This window comes from Streptomyces sp. NPDC037401, assembly GCF_055602345.1.
In genome coordinates, this window is record NZ_JBVJWO010000005.1 from 166975 (window position 1) to 187835 (window position 20861).

The following is a 20861-nucleotide window of genomic DNA, read 5'->3' on the forward strand; positions in this document are numbered from 1 at the left end:
GAGGACGCCGCCACCCGCGTCCATGCCAACGCTCACGGAACCGCCCACGCCAACGGAGCCGCAGGTCAGGGCGATTGTCAGTGGGGTGCTCCACGATGGGGGGCATGGACGAGACCGAGCAGTTGCTGGAGCAAGTTGCCGACCGGGCCCGCGCGTGCCGCGACGGCTTCGACGGCCCGCTTCCGGCGCCCCTGGCGCGGGGTGACATCGCCCGCGCCGAGGCGATACTCGGTTTCCCGCTGCCGCCTCTCCTCGCCGGCCTCTACATCCGTGTCGCGGACGGGGACTTCGGTCCGCAGCCCGGCCTCCTGCCCCTCGTCGGCGGCCCCGCCTCCGCGGTCCGGAGCTACGCCGACATGCGCCGGTCCGGGTGGCGCTGGCCCGAGGGCGTGCTGCCGTTCCTCAGCTGGGGCTGCGGGATGTACAGCTGCGTGGACAGCCGCTCCGGCACCGCCCAAGTCCTGCTGTTCGACCCGAACCTGGGAGATCCGGACCTGTCCTGGTTCATCGACGCCCCGGGCCTGGCCGACTGGCTGAGGGGCTGGCTCGACGGCACCTCCTGGTTCGCCGGGGAAGCGGACGACGAGGACGGAGGCGTCGCCGAGGACGACGCAGAGCCGCAGTTCACGCCCTGGGAGGAGTTCCGGTCCCGCGTGTGAACACGCGCCGGGCGCCGTGGACGAGCGCGCCCAGACCCACCACCGCAGCCCCCGCCGCCACCGACCGAAGCGGCAGGGACAGAGCGAGCAGGACACAGCCGGCCAGCCCCACTGCCGCCACGGCCCGCACCTTGAAAACCGAACCCAGAGTCCACGCCGAGACGTTCGCGATCGCGTAGTAGAGCAACACCCCGAAGGACGAGAAACCGATCGCGCCGCGGACGTCCACGGTGGCCGCGAGCACCGCCACCACCGCACCCACGGCGAGCTCCGCACGGTGGGGCACCCGGAAGCGCGGGTGCACGGCCGCGAGCGGGCGGGGCAGATGGCCGTCCCGCGCCATGGCCAGCGTGGTCCGGGACACCCCGAGGATCAGCGAGAGCAGCGCTCCGAGGGCGGCCACCGCCGCGCCGACCCGCACCACCGGCACCAGCTCCGGAACGCCCGCCGCCCGCACCGCGTCGGCCAGCGGGGCCGTGGCCGACGCCAGTCCGTCCGGGCCCAGGACGGACAGCACGGCGACGGCCACCGCGACGTACACCGCCAGTGTGATCCCGAGGGCCAGCGGCACCGCGCGCGGGATCGTGCGCTGCGGATCGCGCACCTCCTCGCCCAGGGTGGTGATCCGCGCGAAACCCGCAAAGGCGAAGAAGAGCAGCCCGGCGCCCTGGAGCAGCCCGCCCGCCGTCACCCCGCCGCCCTGCCCCAGCCGGCCCGGATCCGACGCGGCCGAGCCCAGGCACACCACCACGACGGCCGCCAGCACGGCCAGCACCGCCGCCACGATCACCCGGGTCAGCCGTGCGGACTTCTGCACGCCGCCGTAGTTCACGGCCGTCAGCGCCACCACCGCCCCGACCGCGACGGCAGGCGCCTGCCCCGGCCAGAGGTACGCGCCGACCGTCAGCGCCATCGCCGCGCACGACGCGGTCTTGCCGACCACGAAGGCCCACCCGGCCAGATACCCCCAGAACGGGCCGAGCTGCTCCCGCCCGTAGACGTACGTGCCGCCGGAGGCGGGGTGCCGCACGGCCAGGCGCGCCGAGGACGAGGCGTTGCAGTAGGCCACCAGGGCGGCCAGCGCGAGCGACAGCAGCAGCCCGCCGCCGGCCGCCCGCGCCGCGGGCCCGAGCGCGGCGAAGATACCCGCGCCCACCATCGACCCCAACCCGATCACCACGGCATCGGACACCCCGAGCGCCCGCTTCAGCTGTTGCTCCACGGCACCGGACCCTAGCCGGGCTCCGGTGCGCCCTCCCGTCCGGCCATCAGATCTTCATCCGCCGCCCCGGGGCGGGGACCGCGCCGGCGCTCCCAGCCGTCCAGTGCCGTCAGGCAGGCGTGGTCCAGGTGGCGCAGTCCGCTCAGGTCGATCCGTACGGGCCGGTCGGCAGGGAGCGCCTCCAGCGCGTCCAGCAGCTTCGGCAGCCTCAGGAAGGTCGCGTTCCCGAGCACCCGCACCCGCAGCGCCGGGCCCTCGGCGGTGGTCTCCGGCAGGGTCTCGATGTGGACGTGCGAGGTCTCCCAGGCCGCCTTCGCGACGGCGAGCCCCAGCCCCACCAGCACCCCTTCGAAGAGGTTCGTGGTGACGATCGCGCCCGCCGTCACCACCAGCACCACCGCCTCGCCGCGGTGCGTGTCCCACAGCGCCGGCAGCGCCCGGAAGGGCAGCAGCTTCCACCCCGCGTGCAGCAGCACCCCGGCCAGCGCGGCGAGCGGCACCGCCGCCAGGGTCTGCGGCAGCAGTACGGCGAAGAGCAGCAGCCACAGGCCGTGCAGGATGCGGGCCGCCCGGGTCCGGGCACCCGCCTCGACGTTGGCCGCACTCCGGACGATCACGGCGGTCATGGGCAGGGCTCCCAGCAGCCCGCAGAGCGTGTTCCCCGCGCCCTGCCCGACGAGCTCCCGGTCGTAGTCGGTGCGCGGCCCGTCGTGCAGCCGGTCGACGGCGGCGGCGCTGAACAAGGTCTCCGCGGAGGCGATGAGCGCGAGGGCGACCACTGCCGCCAGCGCGCCCGGCGACCACAGCGCGGCCCATTGCCCGGCCGCCGGCGGGGACACGGCCGCGAGCACCCCGGTGACCTCGACCTTGGCGACCGGCAGACCGAGCGCCGCACTGACGGCGGTCGCCGCCCCGACCCCGGCCAGCGCACCCGGCACGGCCCGGGCGGGGCCCGGCAGCCGCTTCCACACCACCATCACGGCGATCGTTCCCGCCCCCAGCGCCACCGCGGGCCAGACCGCCTGCCCGCCGAGCCGCAGCAGCCCGCCCAGCTTCTCCAGCGTCCCGCCGGGCGCCGTCACATCACCGAGCGCGTACAGCTGCCCGGCGATCAGCACCAGGCCGATGCCGGCCAGCATGCCCTGGACGACGGCCACGGAGATCGCCCGGAACCAGCGTCCGAGCCGGAGCAGCCCCATGGCCAGCTGGAGCGCCCCCGCAGCGCACACCAGCACCCCGAGGGCCCGTACGCCGTAGACCTGGACCGCCTCGTACACGAGCACGGTGAGACCGGCCGCGGGCCCGCTCACCTGCAGCGAGCTGCCCCGGAACCAGCCGGTGACCAGCCCGCCGACCACGCCCGTGACCAGCCCCAGCTCGGCGGGCACCCCGGAGGCCACCGCCACCCCCACGCACAACGGCAGTGCGACCAGCGCGACGACCACGGACGCACCGAAGTCGTCCCGAAGACTGCCTGCCCCAGGCATGCGAAACCCCCTGTCCACACGGTGACGGTCGTCAGCCAGCGTGGTGGGCGCACGGGCCCGGGCCCAAGGGCCCACAGGGGGGAGATCACGGAGCGCACGCTGCACGCGCGCCGCACGAGCACCTCTCGCGCCGAGGGCGTGCCCCGGGGGCGCGTGTGGTGCCGTACCGCCGACACGGGCGGGCCCATGGGCCCGCCCCGCCGGAACCGCAGGTCAGCGGTAGTTCACGAACTGGATCGCGAAGTCCAGGTCCTTGCCCTTGAGCAGCTGCTGGACGGCCTGGAGGTCGTCACGGCTCTTCGAGCTCACCCGCAGCTCGTCGCCCTGGACCTGGGCCTTGACGCCCTTGGGGCCCTCGTCGCGGATGATCTTCGCGACCTTCTTGGCGTTCTCCTGGGAGATGCCCTCCTCGATCGTGGCGAAGATCTTGTACTCCTTGCCGGACAGCTGCGGCTCGCCGGCGTCCAGCGCCTTCAGGGAGATGCCGCGCTTGACCAGCTTGGTCTCGAAGACGTCGAGGACGGCCTTGACCCGCTCCTCGGAGTTCGCCTCCATCAGGATCTTCTCGCCGGACCAGGCGATCGAAGCGCCGGTGCCCTTGAAGTCGTACCGCTGCGAAAGCTCCTTGGCGGCCTGGTTGAGGGCGTTGTCGACCTCCTGCCGCTCGACCTTCGAGACGATGTCGAAACTGGAGTCGGCCATGTCCTGTGGCTCCTTGATGTCGGCTGCGATTACTCAAAGGGGTGCGGACCGGACCTGCCCGGACCACTCCGCAAAGCCTAGCCACCACCACTGCCCGAAGCGCTGATCAATCCGGTGGCGAAGCACCCCCGGGCATCGGGTATCGTTTACGTCGTTGCCACGGAGCACCGCGCAAGCGAACTTCCACAGGCAACATCCCATGGCGGTGTGCCCGAGTGGCCAATGGGAGCGGACTGTAAATCCGTCGGCTTAGCCTACCCAGGTTCGAATCCTGGCGCCGCCACGCGATAGAAGCCCCCCTGATCTGCGGAAACGCGATCAGGGGGGCTTCTTCGTTCCCTTTGCACGGGGGCGGCGAGGGTGTGGCGCAGGTCACGGGAAGCCGGTGGGGGGTGCCGGACAGCTCATGGGCGTGAGCACTCAAATGCGAGCCCGGATACGGGCCGGGGATTCGAGCGCGTTCGCGGAGCTTTTCGACAGCTGTGCCCGCGCGGTCTACAACCATGCCTTCCGGCTGACGGCCGACTGGTCGACGGCCGAGGACGTGATGGCCGCGACGTTCATGGAGGCGTGGCGGCTGCGCGACAGGGTCGACCCCGAAGGCGGCTCCCTGCGGCCATGGCTGCTGGGCATCGCCACCAACACCGCGCGCAACCAGTACCGGAGCAACCGGCGGTACCGGGCGGCGGCGAGCGCGGCCGCGGCGGCCGGGCTGTCGGTTCCCGACCACGCCGACGAGGTGGCCGGACGCGTCGACGACCGGCGCCGCCTCGCGAAGGCGCTGACCGCGCTCGCCTCGCTGCGCCGTACGGAGCGCGAGGTGGTGGCGCTGTGCCTGGGGGAGGGCCTGGACTACGAAGCCGCGGCGGAAGCCCTCGGGATAGCCGTCGGCACCGTCGGCTCCCGACTGTCCCGGGCGCGCAAGAAGCTGCGCGTACTCGCCGGCGACGAACAGCCCGGCCCGTTCCCCGGTCCGGCTCCCGGACGCGCGCCGCAGAAAACGCGCGCACAACGGGAAGGCGGCCTCCCCGCCCGACAGACAAGAGGTGATCACACACCCGTGATCCGGCCCGTGCAGGGAGGAAACCGATGAACGCCAACACGTCCGGGCAGAGTCCGGCCGAGTGGGACGGGGACGCACAGCTCCTGTCCCGGACGGCGCGCGACCTGCCCGCGGGCCGCCACCAGTTCCACAAGGAGCTTCTGATGGCCCAGATTCAGCAGGACCAGCAGGACCAGCAGGACCGGCGTACGGAGCAGGCCGCCGCCCGGGCCCGGACACGGCGCTTCCGGCTGCCGCGCCCCGCGATCACCCTGCCCCTCGTGGCCACCGCGCTGGCCGGGGCGGCCATCGCCATGCTGGCCATGCCCGCCGGTCACGAGGGCGGCGCCCTCGCCACAGGACCGGCCCTCACCACACCCGTCCTCGCCGCCAGCACCAAGGGCCTGCCCGAACTGGTCGACCGGATCTCGCTCGCAGCGGCCAAGGCGCCCCACCCGCGCGTCCTGCCCGGCCAGTACCTCTACGTCGAGTCCGAGACCGCCGGCACGTTCCTCAAGACCGTCGGCGACAAGACCACCCTCGCCGGCCACGAGCTGCACCGCCGTCAGGTCTGGAGCTCGCCCGACGGCACCAAGGGCTGGCTGATCGACCCCGCCGTCAACGACAGCCCCGAGGGGGAGACCCTGAGCCTCCCCGACGAACTGGGCAACACCCCCGTGGCCGGCCTGAACGCCCCCTCGTACGACTACCTGGCCAGGCTCACCACCGACCCCGACAGGCTGCTCGCCAAGATCTACGAGGAGACCAAAGGGATGGGGAACTCGCCCGACCAGCAGGCCTTCACCACCATCGGCGATCTGCTCGGCGAGAGCTACCCGCCCGCGGAGCTGTACCCGGCCCTGTTCAAGGCCGCCGCGAAGATACCCGGCGTCGTCGTCGTGCAGGACGCGGTGGACGCGGTGGGCCGGCACGGGGTGGCAGTCGCCCGGCTGGACGAGAACAGCGGCCGGCGAGAGGAGTGGATCTTCGACAGGAAGACCCACGTCTTCCTGGGCGCGCGAACCGTCCAGGTGAAGGAGAACACCGGCGACGAAGCCCTGATCAAGCCCGGCACGGTCACCTCCACCAGCGCCATCACGCACCGGGCGGTCGTCGACGGCATCAAGCAGACCCCGTCGCAGACGGGCTGACACACCCGCACCCGCATCGGCCCTCGCACCCGCATCAGCAGAAGGTGGGGTGAAAGTCCCCCGATCGGGGCAGTCTGAGGGCCGGTCAGGAGCCCGGAGGTGGAGGTGCCGTGGACGGCTCGGTGATCCCGCTCGTCATCGCCTTCCTGGGCATCGTCGGCACCCTCGCCTCCGGCCTCCTGACCCAGCGGCTGGCGGAGCGGGCCAAGGCCAGGGAGCTGGAGCACGCCGAGCGCCGGCGCGTCGAGGACCGGCGGTACGAGGCGGAGCGGGCGGCCGTGGAGAAGCTCCGCGAATGCTGCGTCGCGCTGCCCGGCACTCCGAGGCGCAGATGCGGGTCCCCGACGACGTACTGACCCTGGCCAACGGCGTCAATGTGGCGCTGAACAGGGTCTACGGGGTGCTCAAGCGGCTCGACGGCGGGATCCCGCCCCGCCGGGAGGACGAGTCGCCGGAGCAGGCCCACGCCCAGATCATCGCGGTGTGGGGCCGGCTCGAAGGCACGCGGCGGGCCATGCGCCGGAACGTCGGTGCGGAGCACGCGCTGCCGGCCCCGAGGGAGGACGCCGAGCGCCCCGCCGTGAGGGAGGCCGCCGGGCTGCCGGCCCCGCGGCAGGACCCCGGGTTGACCGGGGGTGCGTGAGGCGCCGGCCGTACCGCCCCCGTCGCGCGCGCTCGCCGGCACCCGGTCGGCCCCTCGGCCCCCGTCGTGCCCGCGCCCGCCGGAACACCCTTCAGGGGGCCGGGCCGCATCGGGGCCGCCCGCGTCTCGTTGTCCCGTTGTGATGCGATTCTCCGATACGCGGGCCCTGCTCGCCGGCGGGGCCCTCGTGGCCGCGCTCGCGACCGCCGTGCCCGCCGCGCAGGCCACCTTCCAGGACGAGTCCCGCTCGCGCGGGTCGGCGTACGTCGAGACCCGGCTGTTCTTCGGGACGGCACGGGCCGACGGGGAACCGGAGGTGAGCGAGGGCCAGTTCATGAGGTTCATCGACCGCGAGGTCACCCCCGCCTTCCCCGAGGGGCTCACCCTGATGTCCGGCCGGGGCCAGTGGCGCAACCGCTCGGGCGTCATCGAGCGGGAGCGCTCGTACACCCTCGTGCTGCTCTACCCGGCGGGCGAGGCGAAGGCGCGCGACGGCCGGATCGAGCGGATCCGCGCCACCTACGAGCGGCAGTACGCGCAGGATTCCGTCGGACGCGCCGACGACCGCGCCTCGGTCGACTTCTGACCCCGGATCACCCGCTCCGACCGCTCAAGCCCCCGACCGCTCAAGCCCCGAACGCTCCCGCCCCCGACCGCTCCCGCCGGGCCGCCCCCCGGCGGGTCAGTTCCCGGCGACCGCCTTGACCGCCACCCCGGCCGGGGTCGAACCCGCGATCAGTTCCAGGGTGAGCCCGGCCGTGGCCGGGGTCTCGACCAGCTCCGCCAGGACGGCCGCCACGTCGTCGCGCGGGACCGTTCCGCGGCCGGTCGACGCCTCCAGCCGCACCACGCCCGTGCCCGGCTCGTCCGTCAGCGTGCCGGGCCGCAGCACCGTCCACTCGAGGCCGAGCCGGGTGCGGACGTGGTCGTCGGCCTCGCCCTTGGCCCGCAGGTACACGTCGAAGACGTCGTCACCCGGATGCCGGGCGTCCGCGCCCATCGAGGACACCATCAGGAAGCGGCGCACGCGGGCGCGTTCGGCCGCGTCGGCGAAGAGCACGGCCGCCCCGCGGTCCACGGTGTCCTTGCGGGCGGCGCCGCTGCCCGGCCCCGCGCCTGCCGCGAACACCGCGGCGTGCGCGCCGTGCAGCACGGCCGCCACCTGCTCGACCGAGGCGGTCTCCAGATCGCACAGCACCGGCTCCGCCCCCGCCTCCCGGAGGTCGTCGCCCTGCGCCCGGTCGCGGATGATGCCCGCGACCTCGTAGCCGCGCACGGCGAGCAACCGCTCCAGCCGCAGCGCGATCCGACCGTGTCCACCAGCGATGACGATGCGCATGACCCGACCGTACGACGGTCCGGGTGCCGCTGCCCGCGAACGCTCAGGGACCTGGCTCCATCCGGCCCTGCCGGGGCAGGTCGAGGGCCACCGCGACGGCCGAGTCGCAGTATTCGCGCACCGCGCTCGTCCGCGCGACCACCCGCCCGCGGTGGATGACGATCCGGCTGTACGCGAGCGAGAGCACCCCGGAGATCCGGTCGCCGCGGACGGCGAGCAGTTCCGCCGGGAAACCCGCCTCGACCCGGACCTCCGGCAGCCCCATCGCCTCGCGGGCCGCCGCGCTCACGGTGTCGTACCCCTCCGCGGCCCGCAGTCCGCCCTGCGAGGCCAGCAGGTACGCGGCCTCCAGCGGGTCGCCGCGGCCGACCGGGTTCCCCGCGTCGCGCAGGGCGCCGCTGCCCGCCGCGACCCGTACGCCCGCCGAGCGCAGCAGCCGTACCGGGGCGGTCCGCAGGCCGCGCCGCTCCAGGGCGGCGCAGTCGCCCTGCGGCAGGCAGGCCACCGTCACGCCCGCCGCGGCCAGCTGGTCGGCCGCCCGGGTCGCCACGTCCAGGGGCAGCCGGGACAGGCCGCCGCAGGGCCCGATGGTGACCCCCGGGCGCAGCCCGCCGGCCATCGCCGCGAGCCGGGACAGCCGGGCCGGGTCGTCGCCGTCGGTGTGCAGGTCGACGGGGCAGCCGTGCTCGGCGGCGAGCTCCAGCACGGCTTCGGTGTAGCCGGTGGGGTCCGGGTCCAGGTCGGGGCATCCGCCGACGACCGTCGCCCCCATCTTGACCGCGTCACGGAGCATCGCGCGGCCGTCCGCGCCGGCCGCTCCGGTGAGCAGCCGCGGTACGGCGACCGTGGTGAGGTCGGTCAGCCCGCGCAGCGACCGGCGGGCCTGGAGCACGGCCTCCAGCGGTCCGAGGCCGTGCACGTCCCCGATGCGGACGTGCGAGCGGACCGCTGTCGCGCCGTGGCCGAGCTGGAGCAGGGCCGCCTCGGTGGCCCGCCGCTGGACGTCCTCCGTGCGGTACGAGACCGGGCCCTCGGAGTCGGCCGTGAGCGCGGTGTCGCCGTGGGAGTGGGGCTCGGCGGGGGCCGGGAGGAGCAGGTAGCCGCTCAGGTCGACCCGGGAGGAGGCGGGGGCCGGCAGGCTGCCCACGGTGCCGACGGCCTCGATCCGGCCCCCGCCGAGCCGTACGTCGACCGTGCGGCCGTCCGTCAGCCGGGCGCCGCTGAGGAGCAGCGTGGTGGCCGGGTCCGCGGGTGCTCCGGAGCCCGAGCCCTCGCCGCCGCCGCTGCGCGGCGAGTGGGGCGGCTGCTGCGGGTGGCTGTCGGGCATCGCGCTCCTGCGGGGTCGGGCGTTCCTGTCGACGACGACGGCGGCGGCGCTGCGCGGAGTGCCGGGTGTTCAAGATCACGCAGCCTGCACCGAGCGTAGGGCGCACCGGGGCCCGGTTCACGGAGGAGCGAAATAGTCGTACCGGTGTGGTGCCCGCGGCATCCCGGCTGTTTCACGGGGGCTCCAGCGAGTCCCGCGGGTTCCCGATGAGGGTGTGCCGGTCTCCGGGAGAGGTCCGCAGGCCCGGGGGAGCGGGCCCCGGAAGGCCCCGGGCCAAAGGATTTGGGCGATCGGCAGCCGAGCGTGTAATGTCTTCATCGCTCGCCCCAATAGCTCAGTCGGTAGAGCGTCTCCATGGTAAGGAGAAGGTCTACGGTTCGATTCCGTATTGGGGCTCTGGTGTGAACGGTCCCTCGCCACTCGTGGTGGGGGGCAGATCACATCAAAGCGGTGTAGCTCAGTCGGTAGAGCAAGCGGCTCATAATCGCTGTGTCACCGGTTCAAGTCCGGTCACCGCTACTCAAAGTAGCAACAGTAGCCGATTGTGGGGTCGGTCTCCCAATCGGCTACTCTTTTATGCGTTCATCCTTCCATCCATCCGTCAAGGAGCACTCACGTGGCTGCCACCGACGTCCGCCCGAAGATCACGCTGGCCTGCGTGGAGTGCAAGGAGCGGAACTACATCACCAAGAAGAACCGGCGTAACAACCCGGACCGCATGGAGATGAAGAAGCACTGCCCGCGCTGCAACTCGCACACCGCGCACCGCGAGACCCGCTGACCCCAGCGAGTCTCCGGACCAACAGGCTTGTCACGAGGTCGTCCCTTTCCGGGGGCGGCCTCGTGTCGTTTCCCCAGCTGCATGAGAGATCAGTTCGACCAGGAGGTAGTGAGCCATGGCGCTCGACCAGTCCTTCGTGGGGCGGGCCTATCCCCCCACCGATCCCTACGAGGTCGGCCGGGAGAAGATCCGGGAATTCGCGGAGGCGGTGGGTGACGCCAATCCCGCGTACACCGACCAGGAAGCGGCCAAGGAGCTCGGGCACCCCGATGTGATCGCTCCGCCGACTTTTGTGTTTGCGATCACTTTCAAGGCGGCGGGTGTGGTCATTGCCGACCCGCAGCTGGGTCTGGACTACAGCCGGGTCGTGCACGGCGACCAGAAGTTCGCCTACACCCGGCCCGTGCGGGCGGGAGACCGGCTCTCGGTCACGTCCACCATCGAGGCGATCAAGTCGATGGCGGGCAACGACATCCTGGACATCCGCGGAGAGGTCCACGACGCCAGCGGCGAGCACGTGGTGACCGCCTGGACGAAGCTCGTCGCGCGCGCGGCGGAGGAGGCCTGAGATGACCGCCAAGATCTCGTACGCGGACGTCGAGGTCGGCACCGAGCTGCCGGCCGGGAGCTTCCCCGTCACCCGCGCCACCCTGGTCCAGTACGCCGGCGCCTCGGGTGACTTCAACCCGATCCACTGGAACGAGAAGTTCGCCAAGGAGGTGGGCCTGCCGGACGTGATTGCGCACGGCATGTTCACCATGGCCGAGGCCGTCCGGGTCGTGACCGACTGGGCCGGCGACCCGGCCGCGGTCGTCGAGTACGGCGTGCGCTTCACCAAGCCCGTCGTGGTCCCGAACGACGACCGGGGCGCCCTGATCGAGGTCAGCGCCAAGGTCGCCGCCAAGCTCGACGACAACCGGGTCCGCGTGGACCTGACGGCGATGAGCGCCGGGCAGAAGGTGCTGGGCATGTCCCGGGCCGTGGTGCAGCTGGCCTGACCCGGCCCTGCCCCCGGCTCGCACCACCCGCCTGACCAGGGGCCGGCCAGGCAGATTCCGGGGGCACTCCGCCGAACGTGCGGAGTGCCCCGGCTTTTCCTTGACGTAGTTAGTGATTGAGTACTAACTTCATTGCATGGTCAGGATGAGCGCAGAGGAGAGGCGCGAGAGCGTCATCCGCGCCGCGATGCACGAGTTCGCGCGCGGCGGCTACCACGGCACCTCCACCGAGGCGATCGCCAAGCGGGTGGGTGTCTCGCAGCCGTACCTCTTCCGCCTCTTCCCCAACAAGCAGGCCATCTTCCTCGCCGCCGCGTCCCGGTGCATGGAAGAGACCCGGCAGGTCTTCGCCGACGCCTCGGAGGGGCTGGAGGGCGAGGAGGCCCGGGACGCGATGGCCAACGCCTACACCCAGCTGATCGTCGACGACCCCGACAAGCTGCAGATGCAGCTCCAGACCTACGTCGCCGTCGCGGCCGCCGAGGCCGCGGGCGAGCGGGAGTTCGGCGAGATGGTGCGCGCCGGCTGGATGAAGCTCTGGGAGACCGTCCACCTGCCGCTGGGGGCGGACGAGAAGGAAACCACGACGTTCATGGCGTTCGGGATGCTGATCAACACCCTCGCCGCCATGGGATTCGAGCCGGACCACCCCATCTGGGAGGGCCTGTACCCCTCGGCCCGGGCCAAGGGCCGTCTGGAGAAGTGACGGCGGGCACCCCCGGGTGCGCGCCCCGGTACCTGCCATTTTTCCGCCCGTGAAAGTTAGTCAGTAATAACTAACATCAAGGGGAAGCGATGAAACAGCAGCCCACAACCCTGCGCGGTCCCGCCGCCTGGGCCCTCGTCATCACCGGTATAGCCAGCTTCATGGCGGCCCTCGACAACCTCGTCGTGACCACCGCCCTCCCGGCCATCCGCGCCGACCTCGGCGGAGGCCTGGAGGAGCTCGAATGGACGGTGAACGCGTACACGCTCACCTTCGCCGTCCTGCTGATGCTCGGCGCGGCCCTCGGCGACCGGTTCGGCCGCCGCCGCCTCTTCCTCGTCGGCCTCACCGTCTTCACAGGCGCCTCCGCCGCCGCGGCCCTGTCGCCCGGCATCGACGAACTGATCGCCGCCCGTGCCGTGCAGGGCGTGGGCGCCGCGATCATGATGCCTCTGACCCTCACCCTGCTGACCAACGCCGTACCCGTCGCCCGCCGCGGCATGGCCCTCGGGATCTACGGCGCCGTCACCGGCCTCGCCATCGCCAGCGGCCCCCTCATCGGCGGCTCGCTCACCGAGCACATCTCCTGGCAGTGGATCTTCTGGCTGAACGTGCCGATCGGCCTCGCCCTGCTGCCGCTCGCCCGCCTGCGGCTCGCCGAGTCCACCGCCCCGGGCGCCCGCCTCGACATCCCCGGCACCCTGCTGATCAGCGGCGGGCTCTTCGGAGTCGTCTACGCCCTGGTCAACGCCAACGCCGAGGGCTGGACCAGCGCCCCGGTCCTGGGCGGCCTGATCGCGGGCACCGCCCTCATCGGCGGCTTCATCCACCACGGCTTCCGCAACAAGCACCCCATGCTGCCGATGCGGCTGTTCCGCAACCGCGGCTTCTTCGGCATCAACATGGCCAGCCTGCTGATGTTCCTCGGCATGTTCGGCTCGATCTTCCTGCTCGTGCAGTTCCTCCAGGGAGTCGCCGGCTTCTCGCCCACCGAGGCCGGGCTGCGGATGCTGCCGTGGACCGCCATGCCCATGGTCGTCGCGCCCCTCGCCGGAGCCCTGTCCGACCGGATCGGCGGCCGCCCCGTCGTCGTGGCGGGCCTCGCCTTCCAGGCGATCGGCCTCGGGTGGTTCGCCGCCGCCCTCGAGCCCGACGTCGCTTACACCGCCCTGCTGCCCGCCCTGATCCTCGGCGGCATCGGCATGGCCCTCTACTTCGCCCCCGCCGCCAACGTGCTCATGTCCACCGTCGGCCCGGCCGACCGCGGCATGGCCTCCGGAGCCAACAACGCCCTCCGCGAGGTCGGAGGAGCCCTCGGCGTCGCCGTCCTGGCCTCGGTCTTCTCCGCCCGGGGCGGCTACGAGACCCCCCAGATCTTCACCGACGGCACCGCCCCCGCCCTGTGGATCGGCGCCGGGGCGGTCGCGCTGGCCGCCGTACTCGCCCTGCTGATCCCCGGCAAGGCCGCCGCCGACGCCGCAGCGGCGAAGGCCGCCCTCGCCGACGCCGGTGACGGCACCGGAGCCGGCCCGGCCGAGGACCTCAGTCCTGCCGCGGTGTGAGGAACGGCGCATCCGCAACCCGCACACGGTCCGTGGCCCCGCCGGGAAGGCAGAGCCGCGGACCGTACTCTTGTCCCCGTGCAGGAACTCCACGACGCCCCCCTCGCCCCGCTGACCACCTTCCGGCTCGGCGGCCCGGCCGCCCGGCTGGTCACCGCGACCACCGACGCCGAGGTCGTCGAAGCCGTCCGCGCCGCGGACGCCGCCGGCACCCCGCTCCTGGTCATCGGCGGCGGCAGCAACCTGGTCATCGGCGACCGGGGCTTCGAGGGCACTGCCCTGCGCATCGCGACCCGCGGCTTCCGGCTCGACGGCACCACGCTCGAACTCGCCGCCGGCGAGAACTGGACCGACGCCGTGGCCCGGACCGTCGAGGCGGGCCTCGCCGGCATCGAATGCCTCGCCGGGATCCCCGGCTCCGCCGGCGCCACCCCGATCCAGAACGTGGGCGCGTACGGCCAGGAGGTCTCCAGCACCATCACCGAGGTCGTCGCGTACGACCGCACGGCCGGTGAGACGGTCACCCTCCCGAACGCCGACTGCGCGTTCTCCTACCGCCACAGCCGCTTCAAGGACCAGCCCGACCGGTACGTCGTCCTGCGCGTTCGCTTCGAGCTGGAGGACGCCGGCGGCCTGTCCGCGCCCGTGAAGTACCCCGAGACCGCCCGCGCCCTCGGCGTCGAGGCCGGCGACCGGGTCCCCGCCGCCACCGCCCGCGAGACCGTCCTGCGGCTGCGCGCCGGCAAGGGCATGGTCCTCGACCCCGCGGACCACGACACCTGGTCGGCCGGATCGTTCTTCACCAACCCGATCCTGACCGACGAGGACTACGCGGCCTTCCTCGCCCGCGTCCACGACCGCCTCGGCCCGGACACCGCCCCGCCCGCCTACCCGGCCGGCGAGGGCCGTACGAAGACCTCCGCCGCCTGGCTGATCGACAAGGCCGGCTTCACCAAGGGCTACGGCACCGGGCCCGCCCGGATCTCCACCAAGCACACCCTCGCCCTGACCAACCGCGGCGAGGCCACCACCGAGGACCTCCTCGCCCTCGCCCGCGAGGTCGTCGCGGGCGTCCACGCCGCCTTCGGCGTCACGCTGGTCAACGAACCGGTGACGGTCGGCGTCAGCATCTGACCCGCCGGACGCCACAAGACCGCCAAACGACCAGGGCAGTACAGGACACCAGAGAGGCCCGGCCGGCGATGCGCTGCCCCCTGCACGGGACCGGATCGGACCCCACCCGCCTCGTCGGACGGACCATCCGGCGGATCATCGCGTCCTGGCACGTCTACGAGGGCGAACGCTCCGAGGTCCCCCTCGACGTCTGGCTGATCGACGGCCTCGGCGAGTCGACCCGGATCACCACCGGCTCCGACTGGTGCCTGATCGTCGAGTCCGCCGCTCCCCACGAGTCCTACGAGTCCCACGACATGGGTGCCTGGGGCCGCATCGAGATCGGCGAGGACCTCGGCGACCACCCCTTCCAGCGCCACGCGGGCGAAACCGTCTGCACCGTCACCGAGTACGCCCTCCCCGACCACGGGCGCACCCACCTGGAGATCGGCTTCCCCGGCGGCCTGGTGCGCGCCGACTGCCACGAGGGCGACCTGCGCCTCACCCGGCTGAACACCCCGAGCGCCCCCGATGCCCGCGTCGCCCGGACGCCCTCAGCCCGCGATCCACTCGTCGACGCCCGCCAGGAGCTTCGCGCGGACGTCCTCGGGCGCCGCTGAGCCGCGCACCGACTGCCGGGCCAGCTCGGCCAGCTCCGCGTCCGAGAAGCCGTGGTGGCGGCGCGCGATCTCGTACTGGTCCGCCAGCCGCGCCCCGAACAGCAGTGGGTCGTCCGCGCCCAGCGCCATCGGCACGCCCGCGTCGAACAGCGTCCGCAGCGGGACCTCACCGGGCTTCTCGTAGACCCCCAGGGCGACGTTGGAGGCCGGGCAGACCTCGCACGTCACCCCGCGCTCCGCGAGCTTGCGCAGCAGCCGCGGGTCCTCGGCGGCCCGTACGCCGTGCCCGATCCGGGACGCCCGCAGATCGTCCAGGCAGTCCCGTACGGACGCGGGGCCGGCCAGCTCGCCGCCGTGCGGGGCCGCCAGCAGGCCGCCCTCGCGGGCGATCGCGAAGGCCCGGTCGAAGTCGCGGGCCATCCCGCGCCGCTCGTCGTTGGAGAGCCCGAATCCGACGATCCCGCGGTCGGCGTACCGGACGGCCAGCCGGGCCAGGGTGCGGGCGTCGAGCGGGTGCTTCATGCGGTTCGCGGCGATCACCACCCGCATGCCGAGACCGGTGTCCCGGGACGCGGCGTCGACGGCGTCCAGGATGATCTCGATCGCGGGGATCAGCCCGCCCAGCAGCGGGGCGTACGACGTCGGGTCGACCTGGATCTCCAGCCAGCCGCCGCCGTCCCGGACGTCCTCCTCGGCGGCCTCGCGGACCAGCCGCCGGATGTCGTCGGCCTCCCGCAGGCAGGAGCGGGCCGCGTCGTACAGGCGCTGGAACCGGAACCAGCCGCGCTCGTCCGTGGCCCGCAGCTTGGGCGGCTCGCCCGCGGTCAGTGCGTCGGGCAGCCGGACGCCGTACTTGTCCGCCAGCTCCAGCAGGGTGGAGGGGCGCATCGACCCGGTGAAGTGCAGGTGCAGATGAGCCTTCGGCAGAAGCGTGAGATCGCGTACTTGCTCCATCTGGTGATCCTGCCGCACGAACGGGTGGTTTGGGAGAGCGTTTTCCCGATCGTGGAACGTCCCGAACGCAGGAACGGGCAGCGCCGCGGTCAGCGGCACTGCCCGTTCCGGGGACATCCGGGTGGGAAGGCGGCGGATCAGGCCTTGGCCTCGGCCAGCAGGTTCTGGATCCGGGTGACGCCCTCGACCAGGTCCTCGTCACCGAGCGCGTACGAAAGGCGCAGGTAGCCGGGGGTGCCGAACGCCTCACCGGGGACGACGGCGACCTCGGCCTCGTCGAGGATCAGGGCGGCGAGCTCGACCGAGGTCTGGGGGCGCTGCCCGCGGATCTCCTTGCCGAGCAGCTCCTTGACCGACGGGTACGCGTAGAACGCGCCCTCGGGGGTCGGGCAGAACACGCCGTCGATCTCGTTGAGCATCTTGACCATGGTCTGGCGGCGGCGGTCGAAGGCCTTGCGCATCTCGGCGACGGCGTCCAGGTTGCCCGAGACGGCGGCCAGCGCGGCGACCTGGGCGACGTTGGAGACGTTGGAGGTCGCGTGCGACTGGAGGTTGGTCGCGGCCTTGACGACGTCCTTCGGGCCGATGACCCATCCGACGCGCCAGCCGGTCATCGCGTACGTCTTCGCGACGCCGTTGACGACGATGCACTTGTCGGCCAGCGCCGGCACCAGCACGGGCAGCGAGGTGAAGGTCGCGTCGCCGTAGACCAGGTGCTCGTAGATCTCGTCGGTGAGGACCCACAGGCCGTGCCCGGCCGCCCACTCGCCGATCGCCTTCGCGTCGTCCTCGCTGTAGACCGCGCCGGTCGGGTTCGAGGGGGAGACGAAGAGGACGACCTTGGTGCGCTCGGTGCGCGCGGCCTCCAGCTGCTCGACGGAGACCCGGTAGCCCGTGGTCTCGTCGGCGACGACCTCGACGGGCACGCCGCCGGCCAGCCGGATCGACTCCGGGTAGGTGGTCCAGTACGGAGCCGGGACGATGACCTCGTCACCCGGGTCGAGGATCGCGGCGAAGGCCTCGTAGATCGCCTGCTTGCCGCCGTTGGTCACCAGGACCTGGGCCGGGTCGACGGCGTAGCCGGAGTCGCGCAGGGTCTTCTCGGCGATGGCCTTCTTCAGCTCGGGCAGACCGCCGGCCGGTGTGTAGCGGTGGTACTTCGGGTTGCGGCAGGCCTCGACCGCGGCCTCGACGATGTAGTCCGGGGTCGGGAAGTCGGGCTCGCCGGCGCCGAAGCCGATCACCGGGCGCCCGGCGGCCTTGAGGGCCTTCGCCTTGGCGTCGACGGCGAGGGTGGCGGACTCGGAAATGGCGCCGATACGGGCGGACACCCGGCGCTCGGAGGGAGGCGTTGCAGAGGTCATGCCGCCATCGTCCCAGACGGAAAACCAGCGCGGCACACCGTTTCAGAGACCGGACGCAGCGCGCTCGCGCAGGTCTGGATCCGTTTCTGTTCGACGTCAGGACCAAGACCACGTACACTCACCTGTCGTTGGCCCTCGCCGACCGCTCCGAACGCGGGCACTCCGTGCACTCGCTCAGATGCGGTAGGTTGGGGAGGCAACAAAGGGTCGTAGCTCAATTGGTAGAGCACTGGTCTCCAAAACCAGCGGTTGGGGGTTCGAGTCCCTCCGGCCCTGCTCCACACTCCTTCGCCGGATGTGTGCGCAGGTACGTACTTCGATGCACCGCCGTGCGGCTCAACCGGGCGCGGCACGGCCATGACCCGGATTCAGGTGAGAGACGTGACGGACGCCCTGGGCTCCATCGACATGCCTGACGCCGAGGACGACACACGCGAGAAGAAGGCCCGAAAGGGCGGCAAGCGCGGGAAGAAGGGCCCTCTGGGTCGCCTCGCGCTGTTCTACCGCCAGATCGTTGCGGAACTCCGCAAGGTTGTGTGGCCGACTCGCAGCCAGCTGACGACCTACACGACAGTCGTGATCGTCTTCGTCGTCATCATGATCGGTCTGGTTACCGTGATTGACTATGGGTTCCAGGAAGCCATCAAGTACGTCTTCGGCTGATCCCCGCGGAGGGCGGCGCCTTGACAGGGCTGCCGCCCCTTTTCGCATGTTCCACCCCTCTTTGTATCCAGGAAGAAGCAGCCACCGTGTCTGACCCGAACCTGAACGTGAGCCACGACTCCGTCGAGTCCGTCGAGGACGAGCTCGACATCGTCGAGGCGGCGGACGCTGTGGAACCTGACGAGGCCGAGATCGCCGACGCCGAGGCGGGCGAGCCCGCCGAGGACGTCGAGGACGTCGAAGAAGCGGCCGACGAGGCTGCCGAGGACGACGCCGACGAGGCCGACGACGAGGCTGACGAGGCCGACGACGAGGCTGCCGAGGACGAGGCTGACGACGCCGACGAGGACACCGAGGAGGCCGTCGAGGCCGCCGAGGAAGAGCCCGCCGAGCCGGTCGACCCCATCCAGGCCCTCCGCGACGAGCTGCGCCTGCTCCCGGGCGAGTGGTACGTGATCCACACCTACGCGGGCTACGAGAAGCGCGTGAAGGCCAACCTGGAACAGCGCGCCGTCTCGCTGAACGTCGAGGAGTTCATCTACCAGGCCGAGGTGCCCGAGGAAGAGATCGTCCAGATCAAGAACGGCGAGCGCAAGAACGTCCGGCAGAACAAGCTGCCCGGTTACGTTCTCGTCCGCATGGATCTGACGAACGAATCCTGGGGCGTCGTCCGCAACACCCCCGGCGTCACCGGCTTCGTGGGCAACGCGTACGACCCGTACCCGCTGACCCTGGACGAGATCGTCAAGATGCTCGCCCCGGAGGCGCAGGAGAAGGCCGCCAAGGCCGCTGCGGAAGAGGCCGGCCTGCCGGCGCCCGCCGTCAAGCGCACGATCGAGGTGCTGGACTTCGAGGTCGGCGACTCGGTCACCGTCACCGACGGTCCGTTCGCGACGCTCCAGGCGACCATCAACGAGATCAACCCCGACTCGAAGAAGGTCAAGGGCCTCGTGGAGATCTTCGGTCGCGAGACCCCGGTCGAGCTCAGCTTCGACCAGATCCAGAAGAACTGATCCAGATCTTCTGATCGCACAGCTTCCGGACAGGTCAGATCAGCCCGTAAAGGGCGGTCTGACCTGCTCGGTTTTCAGCCCCGCACCCATACCCGTTATCGTGGTGCGGTATGCCTCCATCCGGATGACCGGTTGGCGGCTGGAAAACTCTCACTAGGACCCGGAGAGAGCAATGCCTCCCAAGAAGAAGAAGGTCACGGGGCTTATCAAGCTCCAGATCAAGGCCGGTGCGGCCAACCCGGCTCCGCCGGTCGGCCCCGCGCTCGGTCAGCACGGCGTCAACATCATGGAGTTCTGCAAGGCCTACAACGCCGCGACCGAGTCGCAGCGTGGCATGGTCGTGCCGGTGGAGATCACGGTCTACGAGGACCGCTCCTTCACCTTCATCACCAAGACTCCGCCGGCCGCGCGCCTCATCCTGAAGAGCGCTGGCGTGGAGAAGGGCTCCGGCGAGCCGCACAAGACCAAGGTCGCGAAGCTGACGCGTGACCAGGTCCGCGAGATCGCCACGATCAAGATGCCCGACCTGAACGCCAACGACATCGACGCCGCCGAGAAGATCATCGCCGGCACCGCGCGTTCGATGGGCATCACGGTCGAGGGCTGATCAGCCCCGTTCAACCGGTGGCGGTATCCGCAGGAGGACACCGCCCCAGTGGTAGGGCCAGCGCCGGCCCGCACCACGACTCCACGCCTGAAGCACATACACAGGAGCAGAAGTGAAGCGCAGCAAGACTCTCCGCGCTGCGGACGCCAAGGTCGACCGGGACAAGCTGTACGCCCCGCTCGAGGCCGTCCGTCTCGCCAAGGAGACCTCGTCCACCAAGTTCGACGCGACCGTCGAGGTTGCCTTCCGCCTGGGTGTCGACCCGCGCAAGGCCGACCAGATGGTCCGTGGCACCGTGAACCTCCCGCACGGCACCGGCAAGACCGCCCGGGTCCTGGTCTTCGCGACCGGTGACCGTGCTGCGGCCGCGGAAGCCGCCGGCGCCGACATCGTCGGCTCCGACGAACTGATCGACGAGGTCGCCAAGGGCCGCCTGGACTTCGACTCCGTCGTCGCCACCCCGGACCTCATGGGCAAGGTCGGCCGCCTCGGCCGCGTGCTCGGTCCGCGTGGTCTGATGCCGAACCCGAAGACCGGCACGGTCACCATGGACGTGGCGAAGGCTGTCACGGACATCAAGGGCGGCAAGATCGAGTTCCGCGTCGACAAGCACTCGAACCTGCACTTCATCATCGGCAAGGTTTCCTTCGATGACACGAAGCTGGTCGAGAACTACGGCGCGGCCCTGGAGGAGATCCTCCGTCTGAAGCCGTCCGCCGCGAAGGGCCGCTACATCAAGAAGGCCGCCCTGAGCACCACGATGGGTCCCGGCATCCAGCTGGACTCGAACCGCACGCGCAACCTCCTCGTCGAGGAAGACCCCGCCGCCGTCTGACGGGGTCGGGCCTGACGGCCCGCCGAGTGGCTGAGGGCCCCCGCACCTTTCGAGGTGCGGGGGCCCTTTTTCG

24 protein-coding genes and 4 tRNA genes are annotated in these 20861 nt (G+C 71.7%); 21 read left to right on the top strand and 7 right to left on the bottom strand.

Annotation, left to right across the window (positions count from 1 at the left end; all coding sequences use genetic code 11):
- The first annotated feature begins 104 nt into the window (after nt 1-104).
- The gene (locus ACZ7H1_RS06410; protein ID WP_470784247.1) at nt 105-659 is read left to right on the top strand and encodes an SMI1/KNR4 family protein; all 555 of its coding nucleotides are present in this window, start codon (nt 105-107) and stop codon (nt 657-659) included.
- Here ACZ7H1_RS06410 and ACZ7H1_RS06415 read toward each other — a convergent pair.
- The 3 genes from ACZ7H1_RS06415 to ACZ7H1_RS06425 form a co-directional block, all read right to left on the bottom strand.
- On the bottom strand, nt 625-1881 hold the full coding sequence (locus tag ACZ7H1_RS06415) for an APC family permease (protein WP_470784249.1): 1257 nt from the start codon (nt 1879-1881) through the stop codon (nt 625-627). The genes ACZ7H1_RS06410 and ACZ7H1_RS06415 overlap by 35 nt on opposite strands.
- A gap of 11 nt (nt 1882-1892) precedes the next feature.
- Entirely contained in the window at nt 1893-3368 is a 1476-nt protein-coding gene (locus ACZ7H1_RS06420) for a SulP family inorganic anion transporter (protein ID WP_470784251.1), read from the bottom strand.
- 213 nt (nt 3369-3581) lie between these two features.
- On the bottom strand, nt 3582-4070 hold the full coding sequence (locus ACZ7H1_RS06425; RefSeq protein ID WP_470784253.1) for a YajQ family cyclic di-GMP-binding protein: 489 nt from the start codon (nt 4068-4070) through the stop codon (nt 3582-3584).
- Between the two features lie 201 nt (nt 4071-4271).
- On the opposite strand from ACZ7H1_RS06425, the gene ACZ7H1_RS06430 reads away from it, so the two are divergent.
- The 6 genes from ACZ7H1_RS06430 to ACZ7H1_RS06455 all read left to right on the top strand — a co-directional run bounded on the left by ACZ7H1_RS06430 (nt 4272) and on the right by ACZ7H1_RS06455 (nt 7492).
- A tRNA-Tyr gene (locus ACZ7H1_RS06430) sits at nt 4272-4353 on the top strand.
- Between the two features lie 141 nt (nt 4354-4494).
- A complete protein-coding gene (locus ACZ7H1_RS06435) occupies nt 4495-5163 on the top strand; it encodes an RNA polymerase sigma factor (protein ID WP_470784254.1) in 669 nt (222 codons plus the stop codon).
- The gene (locus ACZ7H1_RS06440) at nt 5160-6263 is read left to right on the top strand and encodes a CU044_5270 family protein (protein ID WP_470784255.1); all 1104 of its coding nucleotides are present in this window, start codon (nt 5160-5162) and stop codon (nt 6261-6263) included. The genes ACZ7H1_RS06435 and ACZ7H1_RS06440 overlap by 4 nt, the downstream gene beginning before the upstream one ends.
- A 110-nt stretch (nt 6264-6373) precedes the next feature.
- Nucleotides 6374-6619 (top strand): hypothetical protein, encoded by a 246-nt coding sequence (locus ACZ7H1_RS06445; RefSeq protein ID WP_470784256.1) that lies wholly within the window; start codon nt 6374-6376, stop codon nt 6617-6619.
- Complete coding sequence (locus ACZ7H1_RS06450; protein ID WP_470784258.1) at nt 6559-6906, top strand: hypothetical protein; 348 nt, start codon at nt 6559-6561, stop codon at nt 6904-6906. The genes ACZ7H1_RS06445 and ACZ7H1_RS06450 overlap by 61 nt, the downstream gene beginning before the upstream one ends.
- 142 nt (nt 6907-7048) lie before the next feature.
- Entirely contained in the window at nt 7049-7492 is a 444-nt protein-coding gene (locus tag ACZ7H1_RS06455) for a DUF3574 domain-containing protein (RefSeq protein WP_470784259.1), read from the top strand.
- Between the two features lie 96 nt (nt 7493-7588).
- Here ACZ7H1_RS06455 and ACZ7H1_RS06460 read toward each other — a convergent pair whose 3' ends face one another.
- Both ACZ7H1_RS06460 and ACZ7H1_RS06465 read right to left on the bottom strand, forming a co-directional pair.
- A complete protein-coding gene (locus ACZ7H1_RS06460; protein ID WP_470784260.1) occupies nt 7589-8245 on the bottom strand; it encodes an SDR family oxidoreductase in 657 nt (218 codons plus the stop codon).
- A gap of 43 nt (nt 8246-8288) precedes the next feature.
- Nucleotides 8289-9572, bottom strand: a complete 1284-nt coding sequence (locus ACZ7H1_RS06465) for an amidohydrolase family protein (RefSeq protein WP_470784261.1) — start codon at nt 9570-9572, stop codon at nt 8289-8291.
- Between the two features lie 323 nt (nt 9573-9895).
- Between ACZ7H1_RS06465 and ACZ7H1_RS06470 the strand changes: the two genes are divergently transcribed.
- The 9 genes from ACZ7H1_RS06470 (at nt 9896) to ACZ7H1_RS06510 (ending at nt 15352) form a co-directional block, all read left to right on the top strand.
- Nucleotides 9896-9968, top strand: a tRNA-Thr gene (locus ACZ7H1_RS06470).
- Between the two features lie 50 nt (nt 9969-10018).
- Nucleotides 10019-10091 (top strand) — tRNA-Met (locus ACZ7H1_RS06475).
- Between the two features lie 97 nt (nt 10092-10188).
- Entirely contained in the window at nt 10189-10353 is a 165-nt protein-coding gene (gene rpmG, locus ACZ7H1_RS06480; protein ID WP_007265873.1) for a 50S ribosomal protein L33, read from the top strand.
- Nucleotides 10354-10468: 115 nt separating this feature from the next.
- Nucleotides 10469-10921: an FAS1-like dehydratase domain-containing protein gene (locus ACZ7H1_RS06485; protein WP_470784262.1), complete on the top strand. Its 453-nt coding sequence runs from the start codon at nt 10469-10471 to the stop codon at nt 10919-10921.
- A 1-nt stretch (nt 10922) separates the two neighbouring features.
- Nucleotides 10923-11351, top strand: coding sequence for a MaoC family dehydratase (locus tag ACZ7H1_RS06490; RefSeq protein WP_470784263.1), 429 nt, complete (start codon nt 10923-10925; stop codon nt 11349-11351).
- Between the two features lie 136 nt (nt 11352-11487).
- Nucleotides 11488-12057 carry a TetR/AcrR family transcriptional regulator gene (locus ACZ7H1_RS06495; protein WP_470784264.1) on the top strand — a complete coding sequence of 190 codons (570 nt, stop codon included), beginning with the start codon at nt 11488-11490 and terminating at the stop codon, nt 12055-12057.
- An 89-nt stretch (nt 12058-12146) separates the two neighbouring features.
- Nucleotides 12147-13619: a DHA2 family efflux MFS transporter permease subunit gene (locus ACZ7H1_RS06500; RefSeq protein ID WP_470784266.1), complete on the top strand. Its 1473-nt coding sequence runs from the start codon at nt 12147-12149 to the stop codon at nt 13617-13619.
- Between the two features lie 78 nt (nt 13620-13697).
- Nucleotides 13698-14753 (top strand): UDP-N-acetylmuramate dehydrogenase, encoded by a 1056-nt coding sequence (locus ACZ7H1_RS06505; RefSeq protein WP_470784268.1) that lies wholly within the window; start codon nt 13698-13700, stop codon nt 14751-14753.
- Between the two features lie 68 nt (nt 14754-14821).
- Nucleotides 14822-15352: a hypothetical protein gene (locus ACZ7H1_RS06510; protein ID WP_470784269.1), complete on the top strand. Its 531-nt coding sequence runs from the start codon at nt 14822-14824 to the stop codon at nt 15350-15352.
- Here the strand turns inward: ACZ7H1_RS06510 and ACZ7H1_RS06515 are convergent.
- Together ACZ7H1_RS06515 and ACZ7H1_RS06520 are read right to left on the bottom strand one after the other, a co-directional pair.
- Nucleotides 15287-16306, bottom strand: coding sequence for an adenosine deaminase (locus tag ACZ7H1_RS06515; RefSeq protein ID WP_470784271.1), 1020 nt, complete (start codon nt 16304-16306; stop codon nt 15287-15289). The two genes, ACZ7H1_RS06510 and ACZ7H1_RS06515, sit on opposite strands and share 66 nt — an antisense overlap.
- 137 nt (nt 16307-16443) lie before the next feature.
- The gene (locus tag ACZ7H1_RS06520; RefSeq protein ID WP_470784273.1) at nt 16444-17670 is read right to left on the bottom strand and encodes a pyridoxal phosphate-dependent aminotransferase; all 1227 of its coding nucleotides are present in this window, start codon (nt 17668-17670) and stop codon (nt 16444-16446) included.
- A gap of 203 nt (nt 17671-17873) precedes the next feature.
- Between ACZ7H1_RS06520 and ACZ7H1_RS06525 the strand changes: the two genes are divergently transcribed.
- The 5 genes from ACZ7H1_RS06525 to rplA all read left to right on the top strand — a co-directional run bounded on the left by ACZ7H1_RS06525 (nt 17874) and on the right by rplA (nt 20788).
- A tRNA-Trp gene (locus ACZ7H1_RS06525) sits at nt 17874-17946 on the top strand.
- 105 nt (nt 17947-18051) lie between these two features.
- Complete coding sequence (gene secE, locus ACZ7H1_RS06530; RefSeq protein ID WP_470784275.1) at nt 18052-18333, top strand: preprotein translocase subunit SecE; 282 nt, start codon at nt 18052-18054, stop codon at nt 18331-18333.
- An 86-nt stretch (nt 18334-18419) separates the two neighbouring features.
- Nucleotides 18420-19346 carry a transcription termination/antitermination protein NusG gene (nusG, locus tag ACZ7H1_RS06535; RefSeq protein ID WP_470784277.1) on the top strand — a complete coding sequence of 309 codons (927 nt, stop codon included), beginning with the start codon at nt 18420-18422 and terminating at the stop codon, nt 19344-19346.
- Nucleotides 19347-19518: 172 nt separating this feature from the next.
- Nucleotides 19519-19953: a 50S ribosomal protein L11 gene (gene rplK, locus ACZ7H1_RS06540; RefSeq protein WP_361606070.1), complete on the top strand. Its 435-nt coding sequence runs from the start codon at nt 19519-19521 to the stop codon at nt 19951-19953.
- Between the two features lie 112 nt (nt 19954-20065).
- A complete protein-coding gene (gene rplA / locus ACZ7H1_RS06545) occupies nt 20066-20788 on the top strand; it encodes a 50S ribosomal protein L1 (protein ID WP_470784279.1) in 723 nt (240 codons plus the stop codon).
- The last annotated feature ends 73 nt before the right edge of the window (nt 20789-20861 follow it).

Excerpts from the sequence above, each read along its gene's own strand:
- ACZ7H1_RS06455 (WP_470784259.1), top strand. The coding sequence starts at position 7,049 with ATGCGATTCTCCGATACGCGGGCCCTGCTCGCCGGCGGGGCCCTCGTG.
- ACZ7H1_RS06440 (WP_470784255.1), top strand. The coding sequence starts at position 5,160 with ATGAACGCCAACACGTCCGGGCAGAGTCCGGCCGAGTGGGACGGGGAC.
- ACZ7H1_RS06515 (WP_470784271.1), bottom strand. The coding sequence starts at position 16,306 with ATGGAGCAAGTACGCGATCTCACGCTTCTGCCGAAGGCTCATCTGCAC.
- ACZ7H1_RS06410 (WP_470784247.1), top strand. The coding sequence starts at position 105 with ATGGACGAGACCGAGCAGTTGCTGGAGCAAGTTGCCGACCGGGCCCGC.
- ACZ7H1_RS06495 (WP_470784264.1), top strand. The coding sequence starts at position 11,488 with ATGGTCAGGATGAGCGCAGAGGAGAGGCGCGAGAGCGTCATCCGCGCC.
- ACZ7H1_RS06460 (WP_470784260.1), bottom strand. The coding sequence starts at position 8,245 with ATGCGCATCGTCATCGCTGGTGGACACGGTCGGATCGCGCTGCGGCTG.
- ACZ7H1_RS06500 (WP_470784266.1), top strand. The coding sequence starts at position 12,147 with ATGAAACAGCAGCCCACAACCCTGCGCGGTCCCGCCGCCTGGGCCCTC.
- ACZ7H1_RS06465 (WP_470784261.1), bottom strand. The coding sequence starts at position 9,572 with ATGCCCGACAGCCACCCGCAGCAGCCGCCCCACTCGCCGCGCAGCGGC.
- ACZ7H1_RS06490 (WP_470784263.1), top strand. The coding sequence starts at position 10,923 with ATGACCGCCAAGATCTCGTACGCGGACGTCGAGGTCGGCACCGAGCTG.
- ACZ7H1_RS06520 (WP_470784273.1), bottom strand. The coding sequence starts at position 17,670 with ATGACCTCTGCAACGCCTCCCTCCGAGCGCCGGGTGTCCGCCCGTATC.
- ACZ7H1_RS06425 (WP_470784253.1), bottom strand. The coding sequence starts at position 4,070 with ATGGCCGACTCCAGTTTCGACATCGTCTCGAAGGTCGAGCGGCAGGAG.
- ACZ7H1_RS06435 (WP_470784254.1), top strand. The coding sequence starts at position 4,495 with ATGCGAGCCCGGATACGGGCCGGGGATTCGAGCGCGTTCGCGGAGCTT.
- ACZ7H1_RS06510 (WP_470784269.1), top strand. The coding sequence starts at position 14,822 with ATGCGCTGCCCCCTGCACGGGACCGGATCGGACCCCACCCGCCTCGTC.
- ACZ7H1_RS06420 (WP_470784251.1), bottom strand. The coding sequence starts at position 3,368 with ATGCCTGGGGCAGGCAGTCTTCGGGACGACTTCGGTGCGTCCGTGGTC.
- ACZ7H1_RS06485 (WP_470784262.1), top strand. The coding sequence starts at position 10,469 with ATGGCGCTCGACCAGTCCTTCGTGGGGCGGGCCTATCCCCCCACCGAT.
- ACZ7H1_RS06450 (WP_470784258.1), top strand. The coding sequence starts at position 6,559 with ATGCTGCGTCGCGCTGCCCGGCACTCCGAGGCGCAGATGCGGGTCCCC.
- rplK (WP_361606070.1), top strand. The coding sequence starts at position 19,519 with ATGCCTCCCAAGAAGAAGAAGGTCACGGGGCTTATCAAGCTCCAGATC.